We start from the raw sequence: 24030 nt of genomic DNA, 5'->3' as shown, positions 1-24030 counted from the left end.
GCGTTAATTGAATCACAACTGGCATGGCACCCTGATCCGGCACTTGCTGATGTTGGTCACAGCCTCGCTGTTGGCCGGTTTGATCAGCGGGCATTACGGCGGGTGTCTGGCAATCGGTCTGGGGCTTTATCTGGCCTGGACCCTCAAACAGCTGCTGCGCCTGCATGACTGGCTTCGCCATCACAAACCCGACGAGCCGCCACCCGATGGCTATGGCTTGTGGGGGGAAGTCTTCGACAGCATTTACCATCTGCAACGACGCGACCAGCGCGTGCGTGGCCGCCTGCAAGCGGTTATCGACCGTGTTCAGGAATCCACTGCCGCGCTGAAAGATGCTGTGATCATGCTCGACAGCGACGGCAACCTGGAATGGTGGAACCGCGCGGCAGAAACCTTGCTGGGCCTGAAGACGCCCCAGGACAGCGGGCAACCCGTAACCAATCTGGTCCGCCATCCGCGCTTCAAGGAGTACTTCGCCCACGCCAACTACGCCGAACCGCTGGAGATTCCTTCGCCGGTCAATGACCGCCTGCGCATTCAGATGCTGATCACCCGCTACGGCAACAACGAGCATCTGATGCTGGTGCGCGACGTGACGCGCATGCACCAGCTGGAGCAGATGCGCAAAGACTTCGTCGCCAATGTGTCCCACGAGCTGCGCACACCATTGACGGTGATCTGCGGCTATCTGGAGACGCTGCTGGATAACGTCGAGGACGTGAACCCGCGCTGGGTCCGTGCGTTGCAGCAAATGCATCAGCAAGGCGGACGCATGCAGACGTTGCTCAACGACCTCCTGCTGCTGGCCAAGCTGGAAGCCACCGATTACCCGTCCGACAACCAGCCTGTGGCCGTGTCGTCGCTGCTGCAAAGCATCACCAATGATGCTCAGGCCCTGTCAGGAGACAAGAACCAGCAGATTACCCTGGAGCTGGAAAGCGACGTCAGCCTCAAGGGCAGCGAGGCGGAGTTGCGCAGCGCGTTCTCCAACCTGATCTTCAATGCGGTCAAATACACGCCGGCGGAAGGCAAGATCCGCGTCCGCTGGTGGAGTGACGGGCGTGGCGCCCACCTGAGCGTGCAGGACTCCGGCATCGGTATCGACAGCAAACACATTCCGCGCCTGACCGAGCGCTTCTACCGCGTCGACTCCAGCCGCGCGTCAAACACCGGCGGCACAGGCCTGGGCCTGGCGATCGTCAAGCACGTGCTGCTGCGCCACCGCGCAGCACTGGAAATCAACAGCGTCCCCGGCAAGGGCAGTGTGTTTATCTGCAACTTTGCCCCGGCGCAGATGACCAAAGCCTAGGCAAGCCTGTAGATAGCCGCTAAATTGCGTCCCTTGTGCCCTCCAATTGTGAGGGCTTGTTTCATTCCACACCTCAAAACGGAACCTGCAAAACCCCATCATGGACCCTTCCCCTGGTATCAGCCTGGCTTCACTCTTCGCCGATTTCGGCATGATTCTTTTCGCAATGGTGTTGGTTCTGCTCAACGGATTCTTCGTTGCGGCCGAGTTCGCCATGGTCAAACTGCGCTCGACACGTGTCGAGTCCATCGCCGACAACAACGGCTGGCGCGGACGCATTCTGCGCACCGTTCACAGTCAGCTCGATGCTTACCTGTCGGCTTGCCAGCTGGGTATTACGCTGGCGTCGCTGGGTCTGGGCTGGGTCGGTGAGCCGGCGTTCGCGCACTTGCTGGCCCCTTTGCTCGAGACGGTAGGCGTGGAGTCGCCTGAAGTCGTCAAAGGCGTGTCGTTCTTCAGCGCCTTTTTCATGATTTCGTACCTGCACATCGTGGTGGGTGAACTGGCGCCGAAATCCTGGGCCATTCGCAAGCCCGAGCTGTTGTCGCTGTGGACCGCGGTGCCGCTGTACCTTTTCTACTGGGCGATGTACCCGGCCATTTACCTGCTCAACGCCAGTGCCAACGGCATTCTGCGCATCGCTGGCCAAGGCGAGCCCGGCCCTCATCACGAGCATCATTACAGCCGTGAAGAGCTCAAGCTGATCCTGCACTCAAGCCGCGGTCAGGACCCCAGCGACCAGGGCATGCGCGTGCTGGCCTCCGCTGTGGAAATGGGCGAGCTGGAAGTGGTGGACTGGGCCAACTCCCGCGAAGACATGGTCTCGCTGGAGTTCAACGCCCCGCTCAAGGAAATCCTCGCGATGTTCCGCCGGCACAAGTTCAGCCGGTACCCGGTGTACGACTCAGACCGCAACGAGTTCGTGGGTCTGTTGCACATCAAGGACCTGCTGCTGGAGCTGGCGGCACTGGATCACCTTCCCGAGTCCTTCAACCTCGCCGAGCTCACGCGGCCGCTGGAGCGCGTCTCCAAGCACATGCCGTTGTCGCGTCTGCTGGAGCAGTTCCGTCAGGGCGGCGCGCACTTTGCGCTGGTTGAAGAAGCCGACGGCAAGATCATCGGCTATCTGACGATGGAAGACGTGCTGGAAGTGCTGGTGGGCGATATCCAGGACGAACACCGTAAGGCCGAGCGCGGGATCCTGGCTTATCAGCCGGGCAAGCTGCTGGTACGCGGGGACACGCCGCTGTTCAAGGTCGAGCGCCTGCTGGGCATCGATCTGGACCACGTGGAAGCCGAAACCTTGGCAGGCCTGATCTACGACAGCCTCAAGCGCGTGCCTGAGGAAGAGGAAGTCATGGAAGTCGAAGGCCTGCGCATCATCATCAAAAAGATGAAAGGGCCGAAGATCGTGCTGGCAAAGGTGCTCAAGCTGGATTGAACTGCCCGTCAGAGCAGATGATCAATTCCCGCCAATCGCGAAGTTGGGCAGGCTCTGGACCGGTTGCGAGAATTCGTACGGGATCGACTCCAGCGCCAGCCCGACATTGCGCTGCACCACGAAGTGCAAATGCGGGCCGGTGCTGTTGCCGGTGTTGCCGGAGCGCCCGAGCGGCGCGCCCACTGCCACATGCTGACCCTCCTTGACGCTCACAGATCCTTGCTGCAGATGCAGATAAACGCCCATCGTGCCGTCGTCGTGCAGGATGCGCACGAAGTTGCCCGACGGATTGGCGCCTCGGCCGGATTGCGTGTTCTCGGTCTTGATCACGGTACCGCCCCGCGCGGCGATGATCTGCGTGCCTTCGGGCATGGCAATGTCGATGGCGTAGCGGCTCTTGGCCCCTATGTGGCTGTAGGATCCGTTGGCACCCTGACTGATGCGAAACGGCCCGCCCACCCACGGCAATGGATAGCGATAGGCAAATCCATTCGCTGAAACACCGCGCTGCGGGTCGCCCACGATGGATCGCAGGCTTGGCTTGTAAGTCATGGCCTTGCTGGCGACTTGCGGGCTGAGGGCGATGAGGCGTTCGTTGCTGCGTGCCGCGATGGTGCGGCGAATGACTTGGTCGGACACCCCCACCACGTTCTTCACCCCGGCCAGACGCAGCTCGACTTCCACGGGTGCGTAAAGGTCGTTTCGCACGTACAGGCTGTCGCTGCCATTGGCTTTCTTGACGCTCAGGCGCACCTGGCTGTCGATGCGCTCGACCATGCGCTCGCGAAGCTTCATTACTTGCGCGCCACGCACGGGCTGGTCGGTAAACGACACCACGCCATTGGCATCGGTGAACCGATAGATCGTGACTGCCCCGGCGGTCTGCGTGGCCAGCAGTAAGGCACAGACAACCAGCACGCGCTCTAACATCGGGATAGACCTGGTGAGTGGACGATTGGCGCCCAGCCTAACAGCGATCCCGACGCAATTGGACTCATCCGAATCAATCGGTAATAGATGAAGCGTCAAGGAAATCGCGTCAGCATGGGGCGCGATCGGAATTGCAAATTCTATGCTAGGTAGCGTGGCAGCGAGCTTGCTAGCGAAGATGGACTCCCGGCCGCTGCACATTTAGCGGATTTACCGGTCTCTTCGCGAGCAAGGTGGAGCACCACCCCGGTTGCTCCCACATAGTGAGCACTCGCCGGAAAATCAGCACCCCTAACGTGGCAGCGGATCAGGCACCCGGCACGAAATGCTTCTGCGCAGTGCCACGGGCAATCAGGCGCGAGAGGTAATCGAGCTTCTGGGTGTCCTTGTCGACGAAGCGGAAAGTGACCTGCAGCCAGTCGCTGTCGGGCTTCTGCTCGAAGGCGGCAATCGCGTGCAGATAGCCGTTGAGACGCGCGACCTCGGCGTTTTCACCCTGTTCCAGATCGAGCACGGCGCTCTCCAGGATCTGCGGCAGCACCTCGCCACGGCGGACCAGCAGCGACGCTTCCTTGAGCGTCAGCGCCTTGATCACGCAGGGCTGGTTCCCGCTCGGAAGACGCAACTGACCCTGACCACGACCCGTCGGTGCAGCGGCTGGAGCAGCCTTGGCCATTGGCTGGACCGCAGGCTGAGCCGCCTGCGATGCCGCCGAAGCAGCGGGTGCCGTGTTGACGACCTCAGGGCGATTACCGGTCAAAGCGCTGAGCGAGTCATTGGCAAACGCCGCATTGGCGCGGGCCGGACCACTGGACATCAAGGCATCGAGCTTGCCGACCTTGTGCAGCGCTTTTTTGACCTTGGTCAGCAGTTGTTCGTTGGTGAACGGCTTGCCGATGAAGTCCGATACGCCGGCCTGGATCGCCTGGATGACGTTTTCCTTGTCACCACGGCTGGTGACCATGATGAACGGCATGGTCTTCAGGTTTTCCTGCTGGCGGCACCAGGTCAACAATTCCAGCCCGGACATTTCGGGCATTTCCCAATCGCACAACACCAGATCGAACACTTCACGGCTCAACAGCACTTGCGCCTTGCGGCCATTGACGGCATCTTCCAGCGCGACGCCTGGAAACGCATTGCGCAGTCCTTTCTTGACCAGATCACGGATGAACGGTGCGTCATCCACCACCAATACACTGACTTTACTCATCGACGCTCCTGATGGCGTGTTCACCGCGAAGGCGAGCATTCGCTGGCGGGCGGCCAGCTGCCAAACTGTTTGACGACACCGGGACTTTTATTCGCGGGTGACTTGAAAAAATACGGGCAGACCGGAGAAACAAAAACGCCCGGCGGTCGCCAGGCGTTTTTTCTCAGGCAATCTTATTTATCGTCAGGCGCGTCCAGAACATTAATCCTTTCGGCGGTCAGACCTTTGACTTCTTCCTGCATGCGCTTGAGGCCCAGGTGGCGAACGTCGGTACCGCGCACGAGGTAGATGACCAGTTCGGAGATATTCCGCGCGTGGTCACCGATGCGCTCCAGCGAACGCAGCACCCAGATCACATTGAGCACGCGGGAGATCGAACGCGGATCTTCCATCATGTAGGTGACAAGCTCACGCAGCGCCGTCTTGTACTCGCGGTCGATATTTTTGTCGTACTGCGCAACGGACAACGCCAGATCGGCATCGAAACGAGCGAACGAGTCCAGTGCATCGCGCACCATCTTGCTCACCTGATCGCTGATATGGCGCACTTCGACGTAACCGCGCGGCGACTCACCCTCCTCGCACAGCTGAATCGCACGGCGGGCGATCTTGGTGGACTCATCGCCGATACGCTCAAGGTCGATGACCGACTTGGAGATGCTGATGATCAGACGCAGGTCGGAGGCAGCAGGCTGACGACGGGCCAGAATGCGCAGGCACTCTTCATCGATGTTGCGCTCCATCTGGTTGATGCGGTCGTCCACCTCGCGCACTCGCTGGGCCAGGCCCGAGTCGGCTTCAATCAACGCGGTAACGGCGTCGTTGACCTGCTTCTCGACCAGACCACCCATTTCCAGCAGGTGGCTGCGAACTTCTTCCAGTTCAGCGTTGAACTGCTGGGAGATGTGATGTGTATGGCTGTCTTTGATCATGAGTGTCCGTCCGATTGATTGCGCGGTGGTTCAAGGCTGACGAAACACGTGCTAGCCGTAACGACCGGTTATGTAGTCTTCAGTCTGCTTTTTGGTCGGATTGGTGAACAACGTATCGGTGTCCCCGTACTCGACCACCTTGCCCATGTGCAGAAACGCGGTGTAATCCGACACGCGCGCGGCCTGCTGCATGTTGTGGGTAACGATCACAATGGTGTATTTGGATTTCAGTTCGTAGATCAGCTCTTCGACTTTCAGGGTCGAAATCGGGTCGAGCGCGGAGCACGGCTCATCGAGCAGCAGCACTTCAGGTTCGACGGCGATGGTGCGGGCGATCACCAGACGTTGCTGCTGACCACCGGAAAGTCCGAGCGCCGACTCATGCAGGCGGTCCTTGACCTCGTCCCACAGTGCGGCGCCGCGCAACGCCCATTCGACGGCTTCGTCGAGCACGCGCTTCTTGTTCACGCCTTGAATACGTAGCCCGTAAACCACGTTTTCATAAACGGTCTTGGGGAACGGATTGGGCTTCTGGAAGACCATGCCGACCCGGCGACGCAACTCGGCGACGTCCTCGCCTTTAGTGTAGATGTCGTGGCCATAGAGCTTGATCTCGCCCTGAACGCGACAGCCATCCACCAGATCGTTCATGCGGTTGAAGGTGCGCAGCAACGTGGACTTGCCGCAGCCGGACGGCCCGATGAACGAGGTGACGCGTTGTTTCGGGATGTTCATCCGGATGTCGAACAGCGCCTGCTTCTCGCCATAGAAGAGATCCAGCCCCGGCACTTCCAGCGCAACGGCTTCGTTCGCCAGATCCAGCACCTGGCGCTTGCGACCCAGGGCCGACATATTGATGCCGTGGGCGTGGGATTCGTGTTGCATGGTCTCTCTCCGTTCGTAGCTGCAAGCCTTTAGCCGCAAGCTGCAAATTTGGTGCTGATACGGTATGCGGCTTTTCAGCTCGCCGCTTGAAGCTTGAAGCTTGAAGCTTGAAGCTTGTCGCTGACTCAGTCTTCAAACGCCTTGTACTTGTCGCGCAGGCGGTTGCGAATCGTTACCGCCGAGAGGTTCAGCAGCGCAATCACCAGCACCAGCAGCAGGGCCGTGGCGTACACCAACGGGCGCGCGGCCTCGACGTTGGGGCTTTGAAAACCGACGTCGTAAATATGGAAACCCAGGTGCATGATCTTCTGATCAAGGTGCAGGTACGGGTAATTGCCGTCCAGCGGCAACGACGGCGCCATCTTGACCACACCCACCAGCATCAGCGGCGCCACTTCACCGGCCGCTCGCGCCACGGCCAAAATCAGGCCGGTCATCATGGCCGGGCTGGCCATCGGCAGAACGATCTTCCACAAGGTTTCGGCCTTGGTCGCGCCTAGGGCCAGCGAGCCCTCGCGCAGCGTCAGCGGGATGCGCGCCAGGCCTTCTTCGGTGGCGACGATCACCACCGGCACGGCGAGCAGCGCCAGAGTCAACGACGCCCAGAGCAGGCCGGGCGTGCCGAACGTCGGCGCCGGCAGGGCTTCGGGGAAGAACAGTTGATCCAGAGAACCGCCCAGCACGTAAACAAAAAAGCCCAGCCCGAACACCCCATAGACGATCGCGGGAACGCCCGCGAGGTTGTTCACGGCGATGCGGATCAAACGCGTCATTACGCCCTGGCGTGCGTACTCACGCAGATAGACAGCAGCGAGCACGCCAAAGGGCGTCACGATGACGGCCATGATCAGCGTCATCATCACGGTGCCGAAGATCGCCGGGAAAATCCCGCCCTCCGTATTGGCCTCGCGAGGGTCGTCGCTGAGGAACTCCCAAAGCTTCTGGAAGTAGAACCCCAGCTTGGTCATCGTGCCCATGGCGTTGGGTTGATACGCGTGAACCACCTTGCCGATGCTGATCTCGATTTCTTTGCCGTTGGCGTCACGGGCCGTCAGGCTGTCACGATTGTATTCGGCGTGTAACGCGCCAAGCCGCGACTCGACGTCTTTGTAGCGGGCGTCGTATTCGGCACGCTCGGTGGCCATGTCTGCCTGGGCCGCTGCATCAAGTTCGCCGTTCAGCTCAAGCTTGCGCGCTCGCAGACGCAGCCGCTCGATCCCGTGGTTGATCGCGCCGATCTCGCCCTTTTCCAGGTCATCCAGTTGATCGGAAATCCCCTGCACGCGCTCGATACGCGCCTGTAGTTGCGGCCATGCGGCTTCGCCTTGTGCGACGACTTTGCCGTCTTCCTTGACGTTGACCAGATAGCCGTAAAAGTTGCCCCACTCGCGGCGCTCCAGGGTCATCAATTCTGCTGGCTTGCGCGGGTCCTTGAGCCACTCGCCAATGACCCAGTTAAAATCGCTGGGGCTGATGTCCCGGTTGCCGACCTTGAACAGATCGCGGGTCATGAACTCCGGCCCCCGATCAGGGACTGGCAACCCGGCGGCCTTGAGCCTTGCGCGTGGCACTTGTTCAGACTGAACCAGCTCGCCCACCAACACGTGGCTTTCCTGCCCGGGAACGTCGTATTGGGCGGAAATCACATCGGCGGGCCAGAAGTGTCCCAGCCCGCGCACGGCGATCACCGCCAGCAGGCCGACGGTCATGATCACCGCGATAGACACCGCGCCCGCGCTCAGCCAGACGCCGGGGGCGCCACTGTTGAACCATCGCTTTAGGGAGGTCTGCTTCATCGGTTTCAACCTGCCCTAAAGAGACGAATACTGCTTGCGCAGGCGCTGACGAATCAGCTCCGCCAAGGTATTCATGACAAATGTGAACATCAGCAGCACCAGGGCGGCGAGGAACAGCACGCGATAATGACTGCCGCCCACTTCCGACTCGGGCATCTCCACCGCTACGTTGGCCGCGAGCGTGCGCATGCCTTCGAACAGGTTCATGTCCATGATCGGCGTGTTGCCGGTGGCCATGAGCACGATCATGGTTTCGCCGACGGCGCGCCCCATGCCGATCATCAGCGCAGAAAAAATCCCCGGGCTGGCCGTGAGGATCACCACCCGAACCAGCGTCTGCCACGGCGTGGCGCCGAGGGCCAGTGAGCCGAGCGTCAGACCGCGCGGTACGCTGAACACGGCGTCCTCGGCGATCGAGTAAATGTTGGGGATGACCGCAAAGCCCATGGCGATCCCGACCACCAGTGCGTTGCGCTGATCGTAGGTGATGCCCAGGTCGTTAGTGATCCACGAGCGCATGTCGCCGCCGAACCACCAGTTTTCCAAGTGCGGGCTCATGCTCAGTGAGACCCAGCCAATCAGCAGAATGACCGGAATCAGAATCGCGCTTTCCCAACCGTCGGGCACCCGCAGACGAATCGAGTCAGGCAAGCGCGTCCAGCCGAACCCTGCCAACAAGATGCCGATGGGGGTAAAGATCAGCAGGCTAAAGATGCCCGGCAGATGCCCTTCCAGATACGGTGCCAGAAACAGCCCGGCGAAGAACCCGAGAATCACCGTCGGCATCGCTTCCATCAGCTCGATGATCGGCTTGACCTTGCGGCGCATGCGCGGCGCCATGAAGTAAGCGGTGTAAATCGCCGCAGCGACGGCAATCGGTGCGGCCAGCAGCATGGCGTAGAACGCGGCTTTGAGGGTGCCGTAGGTGAGCGGCGCAAGACTCAGCTTGGGCTCGAAATCGCTGTTGGATGCGGTGGATTGCCAAACGTATTTGGGTTCGTCGTAATTCTCGTACCAGACCTTGTCCCACAGGGCGCTCCAGGAAATCTCCGGGTGCGGGTTTTTCAGGCTCAAGGGCAGCAGCCGGCCGCTGTCCTCAACGACGATGCGATCCGCCCGCGGCGACAAGCCCATCACGGCCGGGCCGCTGGCAATCGGGTCGATCAGCAGCGTGCGGTGAGCGGTGCTGTGGAACACACCGAGCTTGCCGGAGGTGTCCATGGCGATGAAGCCCTTGCGGCGTTGCTCGGCGGTGATCAGGGAGATCGGTGCGCCACTCATTTTGAAATCCCGAATGTGCTGCAGATGCATCTCGCCATCGACGTCCCGCGCCATGAACCACTGCGCGATATTGCCTCGGGAACTGCCGATCACCAGAGAGACGCCACCGACCAGTTGCGTGCTCGCGGTAGTTTCGGCATCGGCGTCTTCAAGCATTTTGTAGCGGCCGTTCAACGTGCGATCCCGCAGGTCGAACACATCCACCAGCGCGCGACCATTGATCACGTAAAGCCACTGCTGGCGAGGGTCGACGTAGATGGCTTTAACGGCCGCCGACAGCTGCGGCAGCTCGATTCGGTTCTGCTCGCGAGTCGTTTCGCCCGTCATCAGGTTTTCAGATTGGGTCAGCGACAACACGTGCAGCTGGGGACCGGTTGCGCCGGCCAGAATCAGGGTGGTGTCGCTCGCATTCAGACTGACGTGCTCGATCGCCCGCCTCCCTTCGTCCAGCACCAGCGGCGTCTCGCCGTAGGGATAAGTAATCGTGGGGGTGACGGTTTTTTTGCTGTCGGGATAGCTGATCGGGTAAGCGTGCTTGAACACCAGCACTTGGCCGTTGGACAGGCCAACCGCGATCAAAGGCTTGCCGGGCTGATCCTGCGCCACCGACGTCACTTTCGCGCCAGCAGGGATCGGCAAAGCCACTCGGGAAATCTCGCCGCCGTCCTTGAGGTGGAAAAACAGCGCTTCGCCCTTGTCGGACACGCGCATGGCGACCTGATTCTGCTCTTCGATGGCCAATACCATCGGCTTGCCGGCATCCTGCAGCCAGGCAGGCGTTTGAGCATCGCTGCGCGTCAGTTTCGCCCCTTGGAACAACGGCGCAACGACGTAAGCCAGATAGAAGAAAATCAACGTGATGGCGGCCAACACGGCAAGACCGCCGACTAAGACGTACCAACGCGTCAGACGGTCTTTGAGCGCACGGATCCTGCGCTTGCGTTGCAGCTCGGGCGCATTGAAATCGATGCGCTCGGGACGGGGGTTTTCGGTCATTGGGGAATTGGCCAAACCATTCATGCGCACACCGTAGCCGCTGTGTATGACAAATACATGACAGCGAGGTGACGCAAAAAAGCCCGCCGCCCCTGAATCGGGGCAACGGACTGTTCAGTGTTCTGCGAGCCTCGTTCCATAAGGCCTTTGTCGTTTGTGGCGGGACGAACCTGTCACCCCGCTTCAGGGTTGTCTGGGCAGCGTGCTCGCTACCGTTCTTGTAGCCCCAGATCAGCCAAGGCTTTGCTAGCAACCTTGGCTGGTAACGGAATGTACCCGTCTTTCATGACAACTTCCTGACCTTGTTTTGACAGGATCAATTTGACGAACTCGGCTTCAAGCGGATTCAACGGTTTGTTCGGCGCTTTGTTGACGTAGACATAAAGGAAGCGCGCCAGTGGGTAGGTGCCATTCAGCGCGTTGGCTTCGTTGTCTTCGACGAACTCGCCGCCTTCTTTTTTCGCCAGGGGTACGGTTCGCACGCTGGACGTTTTATAACCAATGCCCGAGTAGCCAATGCCGTTCAGCGAATTGCTGATGGAGCTGACCACTGACGCTGAGCCGGGCTGTTCGTTGACGTTGGGTTTGAAGTCGCCCTTGCACAGCGCCACTTCCTTGAAATAACCGTAGGTGCCGGAAACCGAATTACGCCCGAACAGCTGGATGGCCTTGCCGGCCAGATCCCCCGTCACGCCCACATCGCCCCAGGTTTTTGCATCGGTTCTGGCGCCGCACAGCCGGGTGGCGGAAAAGATCGCGTCGACCTGCTGCAGCGTCAGGCCCTTGATCGGGTTGTCCTTGTGAACGAACACTGCCAACGCATCCACTGCTACGGGAATCGCCGTCGGTTTGTAGCCGTGCTTCTGCTCGAAGGCCGACAATTCGCCGTCTTTCATCTTGCGGCTCATGGGCCCCAGGGTCGCGGTGCCCTCGGTCAGTGCGGGCGGCGCTGTCGAAGAGCCGGCGGCCTGAATCTGGATGTTCACGCTTGGGTATTCTCTCTTGTAGGCCTCGGCCCACATCGTCATCAGGTTGGCCAGTGTGTCGGAGCCCACGCTGGACAGATTCCCGGAGATCCCACTGGTTTTGACATAGGGCTTGATTGCCGGGTCGACGGCGGCACACGCATTGCCGACAGTCACGCCAGCCGCCACGAAAGTCAGCGCCGTCATCAAACGTTTGAAGGTCATGCATTGCTCCTAGATGTCCAAATTGGCCGTACGAATCGCCCCTGACGGCCTAAAGATATGACTATATTGTGACAAAAAAATGAACAAATCGAGTTCCCTCCTTCTCTCAGGCCTTCGACGGTTTAACCACAGCGTAAGTGAATTGCTCACCCCACATTATTCGAAATAAAAAAATCCACATTACTTCGAAAACATCTAACTCCCCGGCAACCACTATCTACTATAGAAAGTGCAGGGTTTCTTCCAGACGCCAATACCAATTTAAGGAATTCACCATGAACAAGGGAACTTTCAGTAAAACTCAATTGAGATCAACAATATGGCGAGATAAATTTATTAATCGAAATGCTCTAGCCAACTACGAGCAAGATCCTACAATTCCTTTGCTTAAGCACGATGAGACGTTTGGCAATAAGGGAACATTGGTACTTAGCTCAGCCGGGCATCCACTCACAATAGCCTCAAGCATCGTGCCTACAGCCAAAGACAGCTTTTGGGTAACCGCTTATGAAGAAGCCTCATCCGCAGCAGACACGCCCAATTACGCTGCCGTTGCACGCATCACCGCGGATGGGAAACTGGATTTGAGCTTCGGTCCGGAAAAGAATGGCTTCGGGCAAATTAACTTTGACGATGCACACTATACCCGTCTCCGCTCATCGCATGAAACATCTGATGGAGGTTTAATTGTAGTAGGCGACCTTATAAGTCTAGGAGGCGCCCGCTTTAACAAACCCATGATTACCCGGCTTCTGCCCAGCGGGATTAAAGACTCCAGCTACGGAACTCAAGGCGTCGTAGATGTCCGCGAAGTTATCAACGAAATAAGGACTCATGTGCGGGCTGTTCCTGCCATCGAGTATGCAGTGCAAGCAGATGGAGGGGTTTTTATCCTGGCATCGGTCCAGAGACAACGAGGTAAGCTTACTAAACAAGATGCTTTCCTATTTCATATCACGAAAGAAGGCAGCGCAGATCTAAAATTTCACGGGTACGGGTATGTGATGTTTCGTAAGGATGGAAGGAGCGTTGATCCAATTGATATTGATGTAGATACTGATTCTGGAAGAGTGCTCATCACTTGCCAATACGAAAGCGTAAACATGGAAATTATCCCGTACCTTACGTGCCTGACAAATGAGGGTGAATTAGCACAATTTGGAGATTCAGGTTACCTCGACCTGTCGAACGATTTCGAAACCATAAACAGCTGCACGTTTTCGCAGGACAATAGCCACATCGTTGTTTGCGGGCAACAGTATTCTGCCGACTATGCAACCGCTTATGCGGCATTGGCAAATTACAAGGAAAACGGTTCGCCTGAAATAATCTTTAATTATGGAGACCCTGTTTTTGTGAGCCTTTCAGAAAATAATAATTTGAGCGTTTTCATGAGTGGACAGCAACTGGCTGCCCCCCTCCATACCACCACAGTTAGAGGCGAGTACGGTCATAGTAGCGACTATAAATTCCATCCAGTGATGGCCCGTTTTCTGTCCAACGGATTGCCAGATCCCAGCTTTGGGGGAGAACGAGGAATAGCCGCGCCCCATAGTGGCGAATTGTTTAGTTATGAGAAAAGCAGTTTCACGACGAACGCCTCCGGGACGTTATTGATCGTCGGCGGGTCTACAGGTAAGGCATCGATTTTCGCCTACAAGGACAAATTCTAAAGGCAACACATGTGTCATGGCTTCTCGCAGTAAACACCGGTATTGGCCACCTTGCTAAATCAAGCGAACATGACGGGCCAGGTTGGCTGGCCCGCCGTCAATCCGAAGATTACATCCCTCAATTACGATTGAATTCCCGGTTTCTTCTTCAACAAATACACACCGATCCCCATCCCCATCACACACAAAATCGCCACGTACCAGGACGGGCCCATCGGGTTGGCAGCGAACATCAGGCTGACGACCATAGGCGTTAAACCGCCAAAGATGGCGTACGCCAGGTTGTAGGAAAATGAGAGCCCGGAGAAGCGAACCACCGGCGGGAAGGCCTTGACCATCACGAAGGGCACGGCACCGATAGTGCCGACAAACAAACCAGTGATGGCATAGAGCGGATACAGCAGATCCGGGTGCGTGCCGATCATGTGGTAGAAGGTCCACGAACTCACCAGCAGACCGAGCGAGCCGAACAGGAACACCAGGCCCGCGCCAACTCGATCCGCCAGCGCGCCAGCCCCGATACACCCCAGACTCAGCAAGACAATGGCGAGGCTGTTGGCTTTCAGGGTATCGGCAGGTGCGAAACCATAGGCCTTTTGCAGCAGGGTCGGGGTCATCAGGATAACCACCACCACACCGGCAGAGAGCAGCCAGGTCAGCAGCATCGACAGCACAACGGCGCCACGGTGATCGCGCAGGACTGCCTTGAGCGGCACTTCGTCAGCCAGTTGCTTGCGCAATTGGAGCTCGGCGAACACCGGGGTTTCGTGCAGCCAGCGGCGCAGGTAAACCGACATCAGACCGAAGACGCCACCAAGCAGGAAAGGAATCCGCCAGGCGTAGTCCGATACTTCAACGGGCGAGTACACGCTGTTGATCCAGGTAGCGACCAGCGAGCCGAGCAAAATCCCGGCCGTCAGGCCGGACGTGAGGGTACCGCAGGCGTAACCGACGTTACGGGCGGGAACGTGTTCGGAAACGAATACCCACGCGCCAGGCACTTCGCCACCAATCGCGGCGCCTTGAATCACGCGCATCAGCAGCAGCAACATCGGCGCCCAGATGCCGATCTGCGCGTACGTTGGCAGCAGGCCCATGATCAGCGTCGGCACGGCCATCAGGAAAATGCTCAGGGTGAACATTTTCTTGCGGCCCAGCAGGTCACCAAAGTGCGCCATGACGATGCCGCCCAGCGGCCGAGCCAGATAACCGGCGGCAAAAATGCCAAACGTTTGCATCAAACGTAGCCATTCGGGCATATCTACGGGGAAAAACAGCTTGCCTACTACTGCTGCGAAGAACACGAAAATGATGAAGTCGTAGAACTCCAACGCTCCGCCCAGGGCAGACAGTGAAAGGGTTTTGTAATCGTTACGGTTCAGCGGGCGCGAAGGCTGTGTGGCGCTTAAAGGCACAGAGGACATGACAATGGCTTCTCTTTTGAGGCTCTCTTTGGGCGAAAAATCAACGGTGACTCAACCGTGGGTAACGGCTTCACACGCGATTTCTCGACTCGAAAAGTTAATCGGGCATCAAAATTGCGTGCCAAAAATGGCGTAGTGCGCCAGGTCGGTTCGGCACGATAGCAAATTGCGTACAAATGCACATGGATTGCAATGACGCGAAGGCATCATGAAAAAGCGGCGGTCGTGTCAAGACGGCGCGCTCGATATACTTGCCGGCCGCGACTCAACCGGGCTCTTCAGGGAAGTTGTGCGAAGCCATTTGCCCAAGTCGTTTTCGCAGAGTTTCCCTTTAAACAAAATGAAGACTTAGTAGAGTCATGGGTCAGAGGGACCCAATAATGATTGAGCTCGAACAAGAAGATCCGATACCGCAGGGCGATCTTGCCCTGCAGATTACCGCCCTGCCCCGCGAAACCAACGGCTTCGGCGATATTTTCGGCGGCTGGCTGGTTTCCCAGATGGACCTCGCCGGTACTGCCATGGCGAGCAAGGTCGCCGGAGGACGTGTGGCGACTGTTGCCATCGACCGCATGGCGTTCCTGGTGCCCGTCGCGGTGGGGGCGCAGTTGTCGTTTTATACCCAGACCCTGGAAATCGGCCGCAGCTCGATTCAGATGATGGTCGAGGTGTGGAGCGATGATCCACTGTCCAGCGAATGGCGCAAGGTGACCGAAGCGGTGTTCGTTTTTGTCGCCATCGACGGCAGCGGCCGTACCCGCTCGGTGCCTGCCCGACGCTGATCCTTAAGCCCGGGTGGGCCGATGTGCCCGCCCTTGGCTTTGCGCAACAAACTCATCAAGCTTGGCGCAGTCTGATTCAGTCACTGTCCTTCGAGTGAGAACCCCTATGCCTACGTCAAACGTCGAATCCTTCCAGCTCGGTGAGCTTAATTGCTGGCGCATCCGCCACGGCCAGGCCGAGCTGGTGATCGCCCAGCAAGGCGCTCATATCATCAGTTACCAGGTGGACGGCGATAAGCCGCTGATCTGGTCCAACCCGGGGGCGTTGTTCAAGTCGGGTAAGCCTATTCGCGGCGGGATGCCCATCTGCTGGCCGTGGTTTGGCAATTTGCAGCGCAATCCGCCAAGCGTGCAGGCCATGCGCGAGAGCGACGAACCGGCAAAGGCCCACGGTGAAGTCCGGGCGATCGGCTGGGAGTTGATGGGCGTGGGTGAGGACGGCGACGCATTGATCGTCGAATTCATCCAGCCCCAGGCCGAAGGGCATTTGCCGGGCTGGCCGCACGCTGTTGGCCTGAAGCTGCACATCCGCCTGGATGCCGCGCTGAATGTCAGCCTGGTGAGCTTCAACGCTGGTGCTGAAGACGTCACGCTCAGCCAGGCGCTGCACAGTTATTTCGCGGTGAGCGACGTGGCCCAGATCAGCATCGAAGGGCTGGATGGCGTCGAGTACCTGAATACACTGGAAAGCTGGGACACCCAGAACGTCCAGGTGGGTGACATTACGTTCACTGGCGAGACGGACCGTATTTATCAGGACACGCCTAACCTGATCTCAGTGGTCGACCCGACATGGGAACGCCGTATTCAGATTCAGACGGCGGGTTCGCAATCGGCCATCGTCTGGAACCCGTGGATCGACAAGACCCTGACCTTCGACGATATGCAGGCTGATGGCTGGAAGAGCATGGTATGCGTTGAGACAGCCAACGTCATGACTGACGTCGTGACGCTCAAACCGGGTGATATGCACGCGCTGAGCGTCAGCATCTGGGCCGAGCCGTTGGCAGAAGCCTGACAACACTGCGCTATTTTGTAGGACCGGCTTTAGCCGGGAAGGGGCCGGTTTGAGCACCATCAATTTTGTGGTGCAACACCCGACGTCTTCCCGGCTAAAGCCAGTCCTACAGTGCGTCGAGCCGGTCCCATCGGGATCTGTGCGCGGCGCCAGTCCTTACAAATCCGCCTCAACCACCACACGCACTTTCGATGCGTCCAGCGCGTAGGCGGCGTCGGCGAGATCATTGCTGACCTTCTCGACCTTCAACGTGCCGATGACCCACAACGGTGTGTAAATGTCGGAGATCTTCAGGCCTTTCGGATAGCGCACCAGCACCAGCTGATTCGGCGGCGGTGGCGGCACGTGGATGCAGGCGCCCGGGTACGGGACGAGGAAGAACAGCGTGCTGTGACCTTTCGCATCAGTCTCCAGCGGCACCGGATAGCCACCCAGGCGGATGGTTTTGTCGTTCATCGACGCGACGGTTTTGGTGGAGTACATGACGGCAGGCAAGCCCTTGCTCTGCTTCAAACCGCCCTTGCTGTCGAACGTTCCCTGACCTTCCGGCGAGTTGTGGTCGATTTCGGGCATGGATTCGAGGGCTTTCTGATCCGACTTCGGCATCAGTTCGAGCCAGTCGGTTTCGGGCAATTCAGCAGCGCGTACCAGTCCGCAGACCAGCAGCAGTGAAACGAAGAGGAGATGACGCATTGGAGATGCTCGGCGGGAGGAGTTGAGTGCCGGGCATTCTAGCCCTCCGCGCAGCAATAGCGCAGAGGGCCAGCGGTGCTTAACGCTTTTTAATCATGCCGTAGATCACCAGCAGGATGATCGCGCCGACGAGCGCACCGAGGAAACCTGCACCCTCACCTGCGCGATAGATACCCAGCGCCTGACCACCATAAGTGGCGGCCAGCGAGCCACAGATGCCGAGCAGGATGGTCATGATCCAGCCCATGCTGTCGTCGCCTGGCTTCAGGAAGCGCGCCAGCAGACCTACGATCAAGCCGATGAAGATGGTTCCGATGATTCCCATGCCATGTCCCTCTGTTTGAATGAATATGCCAATAGCCTAGCTAGCTATCGGCAACACGCTATGAGAGGGGCAGCGGTGGCGAATGGTTCAACAGGATGTGCAGGACGCCGCTGTGATCAGTTTTTGATCAAGGCTTCGACCCGTTTCACCTGACGATCCAGCGTTGCGCGATCTTTGCTGCGCACGGTGGCGTGGCCGACCTTGCGCCCGGCCTTGAAGGCTTTGCCGTAGTGGTGCAGATGGCAATCTTCGACGGCGATGACCTGATCCACTGCCGGCACTTCACCGATGAAATTGAGCATCGCGCTTTCGCCGACCTTGGCCGTCGAACCCAACGGCAGACCGGCAACAGCGCGCAGATGGTTCTCGAACTGGCTGCACTCGGCGCCTTCGGTGGTCCAGTGGCCCGAGTTGTGGACGCGCGGGGCGATCTCGTTGGCTTTCAGGCCGCCATCGACTTCGAAGAATTCAAAGGCCAGCACACCCACGTAATCCAGCTGCTTGAGCACACGACCGGCGTAGTCTTCGGCCAATGCCTGCAACGGGTGGTCGGTGCTGGCGATGGACAGGCGCAGGATGCCACTGTCATGGGTGTTGTGAACCAGCGGATAGAAGCGGGTTTCACCGTCACGGGCGCGTACGGTGATCAGCGAGACTTCGCCGGTGAACGGCACAAAGCCCTCCAGCAGGCACGGCACGCTGCCCAGTTCGGCGAAGGTGTCGCTCACGTCTTCAGGGGTGCGCAGGACTTTCTGGCCCTTGCCGTCATAACCCAGCGTGCGGGTTTTCAACACGGCCGGCAGACCGATGCTGGCCACCGCAGCGTCCAGATCCGCCTGGGACTGGATGTCAGCGAACGCCGGCGTCGGGATGCCGAGGTCCTTGAACATGCTTTTTTCAAACCAGCGATCGCGGGCGATGCGCAGTGCTTCGGCACTCGGGTAAACCGGCACGAACTGCGACAGGAAAGCGACGGTTTCAGCCGGCACGCTTTCAAATTCGAAGGTGACCAGATCAACATCATTCGCCAGCAGGCGCAGGTGTTCCTGATCGCCGTAATCAGCGAGCAGATGCTCACCAAGGGCAGCGGCGCAGGCGTCCGGTGCAGGGTCAAGGAAGGCGAAGTTCATCCCCAGCGGAGTGCCCGCCAGTGCCAACATGCGACCCAACTGGCCGCCACCGATTACGCCGATCTTCATGAAAACCTCAGGCCTCGCGTGGGTCTGGATTGTCCAGAACGCTGTCTGTCTGCTCAGCGCGGAATGTCTTCAGCACTGCGTGGAAGTGTGGGTGCTTGGCGCCCAGAATACTGGCCGACAATAGCGCAGCGTTGATCGCGCCTGCTTTGCCGATGGCCAGGGTCGCGACCGGAATGCCGGCAGGCATCTGCACGATGGAGAGCAATGAATCGACGCCCGACAGCATGGAAGACTGAACCGGGACACCCAGAACGGGCAGATGAGTCTTGGCAGCGCACATGCCTGGCAGGTGAGCGGCGCCACCGGCGCCGGCGATGATCACCTCGATGCCACGGCCTTCGGCTTCTTCGGCGTACTTGAACAGCAGATCGGGCGTGCGGTGCGCCGAAACCACTTTGACTTCGTACGGAATGCCGAGCTTTTCAAGCATGTCGGCGGTGTGGCTAAGGGTGGACCAATCGGACTTAGAGCCCATGATCACGCCAACCAGTGCGCTCATCGTCGTGCCTCTCATCGGGCGCCCGCAGGCGCGGCTAAAAACAACAAGCCACGCGGGAGGACCGGCGTGGCTTGTTGTACAAATGATGACCAGTCGAACCGGCCGAAGGCCGCGGAGTATACCGCAAAGATCCTCGTTTGACAGACTGCCGGCGACCTCCTGTCAGCCAACCAGACCGGCCCGTACAAGCCCGGATTTGCTGACTTCGAGGTCAAGCGGCAGGCGAGGTGCCGCCGGCTTCAAGTTTGCGCCACAACAGTCGGACATTGGCCTTTCGAACCAAGGCGCAGCGGTACAGCCGAATCTCCAGCGGGACGTGCCACTGAGTGCCGCCGCAGATCACCAGCTCTCCCCGTTCGAGCTCCGCCGTCACGCTCAGCCTTGGCACCCATGCGATCCCCAACCCCTGCAACGCCATGCCCTTGAGGCTGTCGGCCATTGCCGTTTCGTAAATCGTCGTGAAGCGCACGCTACGCTGGCGCAACAGCAGGTTCACCGAGCGACCCAGAAACGCACCTGCGCTGTACGCCAGCAGCGGCACGCTGAGCTCCCCTTCCAGGTCGAACAGCGGCCGTCCCTCTTCGTCCGTCGAGCAGACCGGCAGCATTTCGGTCACGCCCAGATGCAACGACGGGAAGATCTCGGCGTCCATTTGCAGCGCCGCGTCGGGGTCGTAGAACGCCAGCATCAGATCGCAGCCGCCTTCACGCAGCGCGTGCACCGCGTCACCGACGTTGGTGGCGACCAGGCGTGTGGCAATGTTCAGCCCTTCGTTGCGCAATTGCGCGATCCAGCGCGGGAAGAAGCTCAGTGCCAGCGAGTGCGCCGCAGCGATCTGCATGACCTCGCCCTGCCCGCTTTCCAGATGGTGCAAATGACGCAGCACTTCGCCGAGCTGGTCGACCACCGTGCGCGCGGTGACGAGGAATAACTGCCCCGCCGCTGTCAGTTCGATCGGCGTGCGAGAGCGATTGACGAGCGTCAGCCCCAAGGCTGCTTCGAGGCTGCGAATGCGCCGGCTGAAAGCCGGTTGCGTGACGAACCGACGCTCCGCTGCCTGGGAAAAACTGCGGGTCGCGGCCAGCGCACTGAAGTCTTCCAGCCATTTGCTTTCCAGGTTCATCGTTTCTCCAACCTAAAAGAAGTTACGCATACGCAGGCGCAAACGGGAGCGTCATACACTGATTCACACGCTTGCAACAATCCCCACGTCACCACGGCATTATGCCGATTGCGCATAGGGCAGCGTTTTACAGCATTGGTCCAGAATAGCCTACAGGCCTAGTATCAAGGGCGTTCCGGCTTAGTCCGTGCCCATCTTGAGACTTTCTCTATCATGTCCTCCGCTGCATCATTTCGCATCGAAAAAGACTTGCTTGGCGTTCTCGAAGTACCCGCTGAAGCGTATTACGGCATCCAGACCCTGCGCGCAGTGCATAACTTCCGCCTCTCTGGCGTTCCGCTTTCGCACTACCCAAAGCTGGTCGTAGCGCTGGCGATGGTCAAGCAGGCAGCAGCGGACGCAAACCATCAGCTGGGCCATTTGAGCAACGAGAAACATGCGGGCATCAGCGAAGCCTGCGCGCGACTGATCCGCGGTGATTTCCACGATCAGTTCGTCGTCGACATGATTCAAGGCGGCGCCGGCACCTCCACCAACATGAACGCCAACGAAGTCATCGCCAACATCGCGCTCGAAGCGATGGGCCATGCCAAAGGCGAATACACATTCCTGCACCCGAACAACGACGTGAACATGGCGCAGTCCACCAACGACGCTTACCCGACGGCCATTCGCCTGGGTCTGCTGTTGGGCCACGACGCGCTGCTCGCCAGCCTCGACAGCCTGATTCAGGCGTTCGCGGCCAAAGGCCACGAGTTCAACCACGTGTTGAAAATGGGTCGTACCCAACTGCAAGACGCGGTGCCAATGACCCTGGGTCAGGAATTCCGCGCCTTCGCCACCACCTTGACAGAAGACCTCAACCGCCTGCGCAGCCTGGCCCCTGAGCTGCTGACCGAAGTTAACCTCGGCGGCACTGCCATCGGTACCGGCATCAACGCCGACCCTGGTTATCAGCACCTGGCCGTTCAGCGTCTGGCGACCATCAGCGGCCAGCCGCTGGTGCCGGCTGCGGACCTGATCGAAGCCACGTCCGACATGGGTGCTTTCGTGCTGTTCTCCGGGATGCTCAAGCGCACCGCGGTCAAGCTGTCGAAGATCTGCAACGACCTGCGCCTGCTCTCCAGCGGCCCGCGCACCGGCATCAACGAAATCAACCTCCCTGCCCGTCAGCCAGGCAGCTCGATCATGCCGGGCAAGGTGAATCCGGTGATTCCGGAGGCGGTGAACATGTGCGCCTTTGAAATCATGGGCAACGACCTGGCGCTGACCATCGCGGCCGAAGGCGGTCAATTGCAGTTGAACGTGATGGAGCCGTTGATCGCCTACAAGATCTTCGACTCGATTCGCCTGCTGCAGCGCGCCATGGACATGCTGCGCGAGCACTGCATCGTCGGCATTACCGCCAACGAAGTGCGCTGCCGTGAGCTGGTCGAGCACTCGATCGGCCTCGTCACTGCGCTGAACCCGTACATCGGCTACGAAAACGCCACTCGCATTGCCCGTATCGCGCTCGAAACAGGCCGTGGCGTGCTGGAGCTGGTGCGTGAAGAGGGCTTGCTGGACGACGTCATGCTGGCGGACATCCTGCGCCCCGAGAACATGATTGCGCCGCGGCTCGTGCCCTTGAAGGCTTGATCGTCCGGCTCTGCAGCACTTGCAACATGATCACCAGGCTGAGGGTCTAGACACCCCTCACCCTTTTGAGGGCCGGGAGCACACGCTTCCAGGCCCTTTTTTTTGCCCAGTGTCATATGGGCTTGATGCAAACCGGATAAAGACTCCAATAACGCGCGCCGGTATAGTGCGCACCCTCTAAGAAAGCGAGGAAACACCAATGCTTGAAGTCATCAACGACTTCCTCTCGGGAAAAGTACTGATCGTGCTCATTGTTGGGCTCGGTGGATATTTCACGATTCGCTCGCGTTTCGTTCAGTTCCGTCACTTCTTTCACATGTTCGCGGTGTTCCGCGACAGTCTGCGCAGCAGCGCGGGCCAGTTGAGTTCATTTCAGGCCTTGATGCTGAGCCTTGCCGGCCGTGTTGGCGCCGGCAACATCGCAGGCGTCGGCATTGCCGTGACCCTGGGTGGCCCCGGCGCAGTGTTCTGGATGTGGGTCACTGCCCTTGTCGGCATGGCGAGCAGCTTTTTCGAATGCTCCCTCGGCCAACTGTACAAACGCTGCGACGCCGAAGGCCAGTTCCGCGGCGGTCCGTCGTATTACATTCAGCACGGGCTGGGCAAACGCTGGCTGGGCATGATCATGGCGGTGTTGTTGCTGGTGACCTTCGGTTTTGCCTTCAACGGCCTGCAATCCCACGCCGTGACCCACTCGCTCAACGACGCCTTCAAGATCTCGCCAGGCTACGCCGGCGTCGGTCTGGCGATTCTGCTGGGTCTGGTGTTCGTCGGCGGGATCAAGCGCATCGCCAAGGTCGCCGACCTGCTGGTGCCGATCAAGACGCTGGTCTATATCGCCGTCACGCTGTATGTCATCGGCGTGCAGTTCGAACACGTTCCGCACATGCTGATGACCATTGTCAAAAGCGCGTTCGGCATGGATGAAGTGTTTGGTGGCCTGATCGGCAGCGCCATTGTCATGGGCGTCAAACGTGGCGTCTTCGCCAACGAAGCCGGGCTGGGCAGTGCGCCCAACGTTGCAGCGGTCGCTCAGGTCGAGCACCCGGTTGCACAGGGTGTGGTTCAGGCGTTCAGCGTATTCCTCGACACTTTCGTCATCTGCACCTGCACCGCGCTGCTGATCCTGCTGTCGGGTTTCTACACGCCTGGCTTCGAAGGCGATGGTATTGCCCTGACGCAGAACTCCCTCGCCGCCGTCGTCGGTGACTGGGGCAGACTGTTCATCAGCGTGGCGCTGGCGCTGTTCGTGTTCACCTCCATCCTCTACAACTACTACCTGGGCGAAAACAGCCTGCGCTTCCTGCTGGGCGAGAACCGCAAGGCGATCTTCTTCTATCGCGTATTGGTCCTTGCGCTGATTCTGTGGGGCGCCGTTGAAGATCTGGGCACGGTGTTCGCCTTCGCCGACATCACCATGACGCTGCTGGCCTTCGTCAACCTGATCGCGTTGGCGATGCTGTTCAAAATCGCGCTGCGGGTGTTGAACGACTACGATGCCCAGCGTAAAGCCGGCATCAAGACGCCAGTCTTCGACTCCAGCCAGTTCCCCGATCTGGACCTGGACCTGAAAGCCTGGCCAAAGCCTGATGCCGCTCAGCCTGCGGCCCACGCGCAAGCGATCAGCGGCAAACCCGTCGCGGACCCGCGTTGATCATTTGAACGTTAATCCAGGGAGACAGG

20 protein-coding genes are annotated in these 24030 nt (G+C 59.2%); 7 read left to right on the top strand and 13 right to left on the bottom strand.

Annotated features, from left to right (window positions below):
* Positions 1-49 precede the first annotated feature (49 nt).
* Positions 50-1309: a phosphate regulon sensor histidine kinase PhoR gene (phoR, locus tag QWI18_RS03560; RefSeq protein ID WP_244160331.1), complete on the top strand. Its 1260-nt coding sequence runs from the start codon at positions 50-52 to the stop codon at positions 1307-1309.
* Positions 1310-1409: 100 nt separating this feature from the next.
* On the top strand, positions 1410-2750 hold the full coding sequence (locus QWI18_RS03555) for a hemolysin family protein (RefSeq protein WP_065988202.1): 1341 nt from the start codon (positions 1410-1412) through the stop codon (positions 2748-2750).
* A gap of 21 nt (positions 2751-2771) precedes the next feature.
* Here the strand turns inward: QWI18_RS03555 and QWI18_RS03550 are convergent, their stop codons facing one another.
* The 7 genes from QWI18_RS03550 to QWI18_RS03520 form a co-directional block, all read right to left on the bottom strand.
* Positions 2772-3680 (bottom strand): M23 family metallopeptidase, encoded by a 909-nt coding sequence (locus QWI18_RS03550; RefSeq protein WP_192130646.1) that lies wholly within the window; start codon positions 3678-3680, stop codon positions 2772-2774.
* 307 nt (positions 3681-3987) lie between these two features.
* Complete coding sequence (locus QWI18_RS03545; RefSeq protein ID WP_065988197.1) at positions 3988-4893, bottom strand: response regulator; 906 nt, start codon at positions 4891-4893, stop codon at positions 3988-3990.
* A gap of 173 nt (positions 4894-5066) precedes the next feature.
* A complete protein-coding gene (gene phoU / locus QWI18_RS03540; RefSeq protein WP_037016764.1) occupies positions 5067-5825 on the bottom strand; it encodes a phosphate signaling complex protein PhoU in 759 nt (252 codons plus the stop codon).
* 51 nt (positions 5826-5876) lie between these two features.
* Complete coding sequence (gene pstB, locus QWI18_RS03535; protein ID WP_192130645.1) at positions 5877-6710, bottom strand: phosphate ABC transporter ATP-binding protein PstB; 834 nt, start codon at positions 6708-6710, stop codon at positions 5877-5879.
* 125 nt (positions 6711-6835) lie between these two features.
* A complete protein-coding gene (gene pstA, locus QWI18_RS03530) occupies positions 6836-8506 on the bottom strand; it encodes a phosphate ABC transporter permease PstA (RefSeq protein ID WP_369318227.1) in 1671 nt (556 codons plus the stop codon).
* Positions 8507-8521: 15 nt separating this feature from the next.
* Positions 8522-10807, bottom strand: coding sequence for an ABC transporter permease subunit (locus QWI18_RS03525; RefSeq protein WP_369318226.1), 2286 nt, complete (start codon positions 10805-10807; stop codon positions 8522-8524).
* 185 nt (positions 10808-10992) lie between these two features.
* On the bottom strand, positions 10993-11973 hold the full coding sequence (locus QWI18_RS03520; protein WP_369318225.1) for a phosphate ABC transporter substrate-binding protein PstS family protein: 981 nt from the start codon (positions 11971-11973) through the stop codon (positions 10993-10995).
* Between the two features lie 275 nt (positions 11974-12248).
* Between QWI18_RS03520 and QWI18_RS03515 the strand changes: the two genes are divergently transcribed.
* Positions 12249-13646: a hypothetical protein gene (locus QWI18_RS03515; protein WP_369318224.1), complete on the top strand. Its 1398-nt coding sequence runs from the start codon at positions 12249-12251 to the stop codon at positions 13644-13646.
* Positions 13647-13768: 122 nt separating this feature from the next.
* Here the strand turns inward: QWI18_RS03515 and QWI18_RS03510 are convergent, their stop codons facing one another.
* The gene (locus QWI18_RS03510) at positions 13769-15070 is read right to left on the bottom strand and encodes an MFS transporter (RefSeq protein WP_369318223.1); all 1302 of its coding nucleotides are present in this window, start codon (positions 15068-15070) and stop codon (positions 13769-13771) included.
* Between the two features lie 380 nt (positions 15071-15450).
* Here QWI18_RS03510 and QWI18_RS03505 point away from each other — a divergent pair, with 380 nt between their 5' ends.
* On the top strand, positions 15451-15852 hold the full coding sequence (locus QWI18_RS03505) for an acyl-CoA thioesterase (RefSeq protein ID WP_037016781.1): 402 nt from the start codon (positions 15451-15453) through the stop codon (positions 15850-15852).
* Between the two features lie 106 nt (positions 15853-15958).
* Entirely contained in the window at positions 15959-16870 is a 912-nt protein-coding gene (locus tag QWI18_RS03500) for a D-hexose-6-phosphate mutarotase (protein ID WP_369318222.1), read from the top strand.
* A gap of 156 nt (positions 16871-17026) precedes the next feature.
* On the opposite strand, the gene QWI18_RS03495 is transcribed toward QWI18_RS03500, so the two are convergent.
* The 5 genes from QWI18_RS03495 to QWI18_RS03475 form a co-directional block, all read right to left on the bottom strand.
* Positions 17027-17563 (bottom strand): DUF3299 domain-containing protein, encoded by a 537-nt coding sequence (locus tag QWI18_RS03495; RefSeq protein ID WP_065988181.1) that lies wholly within the window; start codon positions 17561-17563, stop codon positions 17027-17029.
* A gap of 79 nt (positions 17564-17642) precedes the next feature.
* Positions 17643-17888, bottom strand: coding sequence for a GlsB/YeaQ/YmgE family stress response membrane protein (locus tag QWI18_RS03490; protein WP_037016790.1), 246 nt, complete (start codon positions 17886-17888; stop codon positions 17643-17645).
* A 116-nt stretch (positions 17889-18004) separates the two neighbouring features.
* Positions 18005-19087 carry a 5-(carboxyamino)imidazole ribonucleotide synthase gene (locus QWI18_RS03485; RefSeq protein ID WP_065988180.1) on the bottom strand — a complete coding sequence of 361 codons (1083 nt, stop codon included), beginning with the start codon at positions 19085-19087 and terminating at the stop codon, positions 18005-18007.
* Between the two features lie 7 nt (positions 19088-19094).
* The gene (gene purE / locus QWI18_RS03480; protein WP_065988179.1) at positions 19095-19586 is read right to left on the bottom strand and encodes a 5-(carboxyamino)imidazole ribonucleotide mutase; all 492 of its coding nucleotides are present in this window, start codon (positions 19584-19586) and stop codon (positions 19095-19097) included.
* 211 nt (positions 19587-19797) lie between these two features.
* The gene (locus QWI18_RS03475; RefSeq protein ID WP_369318221.1) at positions 19798-20709 is read right to left on the bottom strand and encodes a LysR substrate-binding domain-containing protein; all 912 of its coding nucleotides are present in this window, start codon (positions 20707-20709) and stop codon (positions 19798-19800) included.
* A gap of 213 nt (positions 20710-20922) precedes the next feature.
* Here QWI18_RS03475 and QWI18_RS03470 point away from each other — a divergent pair, with 213 nt between their 5' ends.
* A complete protein-coding gene (locus QWI18_RS03470) occupies positions 20923-22347 on the top strand; it encodes an aspartate ammonia-lyase (protein WP_065988176.1) in 1425 nt (474 codons plus the stop codon).
* Between the two features lie 199 nt (positions 22348-22546).
* Positions 22547-24001 (top strand): sodium:alanine symporter family protein, encoded by a 1455-nt coding sequence (locus QWI18_RS03465; protein WP_192130635.1) that lies wholly within the window; start codon positions 22547-22549, stop codon positions 23999-24001.
* Positions 24002-24030 lie beyond the last annotated feature (29 nt).

This window comes from Pseudomonas sp. W2Oct36, from assembly GCF_041060465.1.
GTDB classification, from domain to species: Bacteria; Pseudomonadota; Gammaproteobacteria; order Pseudomonadales; family Pseudomonadaceae; genus Aquipseudomonas; species Aquipseudomonas graminis_B.
The sequence above is the reverse complement of the archived record's forward strand: the minus strand, read 5'-3'. Positions and strand labels throughout refer to the sequence as shown.

Bases quoted from the DNA above. Each gene is read 5' to 3' on its own strand.
- purE (WP_065988179.1), bottom strand. From the start codon at position 19,586: ATGAGCGCACTGGTTGGCGTGATCATGGGCTCTAAGTCCGATTGGTCC.
- QWI18_RS03515 (WP_369318224.1), top strand. From the start codon at position 12,249: ATGAACAAGGGAACTTTCAGTAAAACTCAATTGAGATCAACAATATGG.
- QWI18_RS03500 (WP_369318222.1), top strand. From the start codon at position 15,959: ATGCCTACGTCAAACGTCGAATCCTTCCAGCTCGGTGAGCTTAATTGC.
- pstB (WP_192130645.1), bottom strand. From the start codon at position 6,710: ATGCAACACGAATCCCACGCCCACGGCATCAATATGTCGGCCCTGGGT.
- QWI18_RS03475 (WP_369318221.1), bottom strand. From the start codon at position 20,709: ATGAACCTGGAAAGCAAATGGCTGGAAGACTTCAGTGCGCTGGCCGCG.
- phoR (WP_244160331.1), top strand. From the start codon at position 50: ATGTTGGTCACAGCCTCGCTGTTGGCCGGTTTGATCAGCGGGCATTAC.
- QWI18_RS03495 (WP_065988181.1), bottom strand. From the start codon at position 17,563: ATGCGTCATCTCCTCTTCGTTTCACTGCTGCTGGTCTGCGGACTGGTA.
- QWI18_RS03510 (WP_369318223.1), bottom strand. From the start codon at position 15,070: ATGTCCTCTGTGCCTTTAAGCGCCACACAGCCTTCGCGCCCGCTGAAC.
- QWI18_RS03550 (WP_192130646.1), bottom strand. From the start codon at position 3,680: ATGTTAGAGCGCGTGCTGGTTGTCTGTGCCTTACTGCTGGCCACGCAG.
- pstA (WP_369318227.1), bottom strand. From the start codon at position 8,506: ATGAAGCAGACCTCCCTAAAGCGATGGTTCAACAGTGGCGCCCCCGGC.
- QWI18_RS03505 (WP_037016781.1), top strand. From the start codon at position 15,451: ATGATTGAGCTCGAACAAGAAGATCCGATACCGCAGGGCGATCTTGCC.
- QWI18_RS03490 (WP_037016790.1), bottom strand. From the start codon at position 17,888: ATGGGAATCATCGGAACCATCTTCATCGGCTTGATCGTAGGTCTGCTG.
- QWI18_RS03465 (WP_192130635.1), top strand. From the start codon at position 22,547: ATGCTTGAAGTCATCAACGACTTCCTCTCGGGAAAAGTACTGATCGTG.
- phoU (WP_037016764.1), bottom strand. From the start codon at position 5,825: ATGATCAAAGACAGCCATACACATCACATCTCCCAGCAGTTCAACGCT.
- QWI18_RS03545 (WP_065988197.1), bottom strand. From the start codon at position 4,893: ATGAGTAAAGTCAGTGTATTGGTGGTGGATGACGCACCGTTCATCCGT.
- QWI18_RS03470 (WP_065988176.1), top strand. From the start codon at position 20,923: ATGTCCTCCGCTGCATCATTTCGCATCGAAAAAGACTTGCTTGGCGTT.
- QWI18_RS03485 (WP_065988180.1), bottom strand. From the start codon at position 19,087: ATGAAGATCGGCGTAATCGGTGGCGGCCAGTTGGGTCGCATGTTGGCA.
- QWI18_RS03520 (WP_369318225.1), bottom strand. From the start codon at position 11,973: ATGACCTTCAAACGTTTGATGACGGCGCTGACTTTCGTGGCGGCTGGC.
- QWI18_RS03555 (WP_065988202.1), top strand. From the start codon at position 1,410: ATGGACCCTTCCCCTGGTATCAGCCTGGCTTCACTCTTCGCCGATTTC.
- QWI18_RS03525 (WP_369318226.1), bottom strand. From the start codon at position 10,807: ATGAATGGTTTGGCCAATTCCCCAATGACCGAAAACCCCCGTCCCGAG.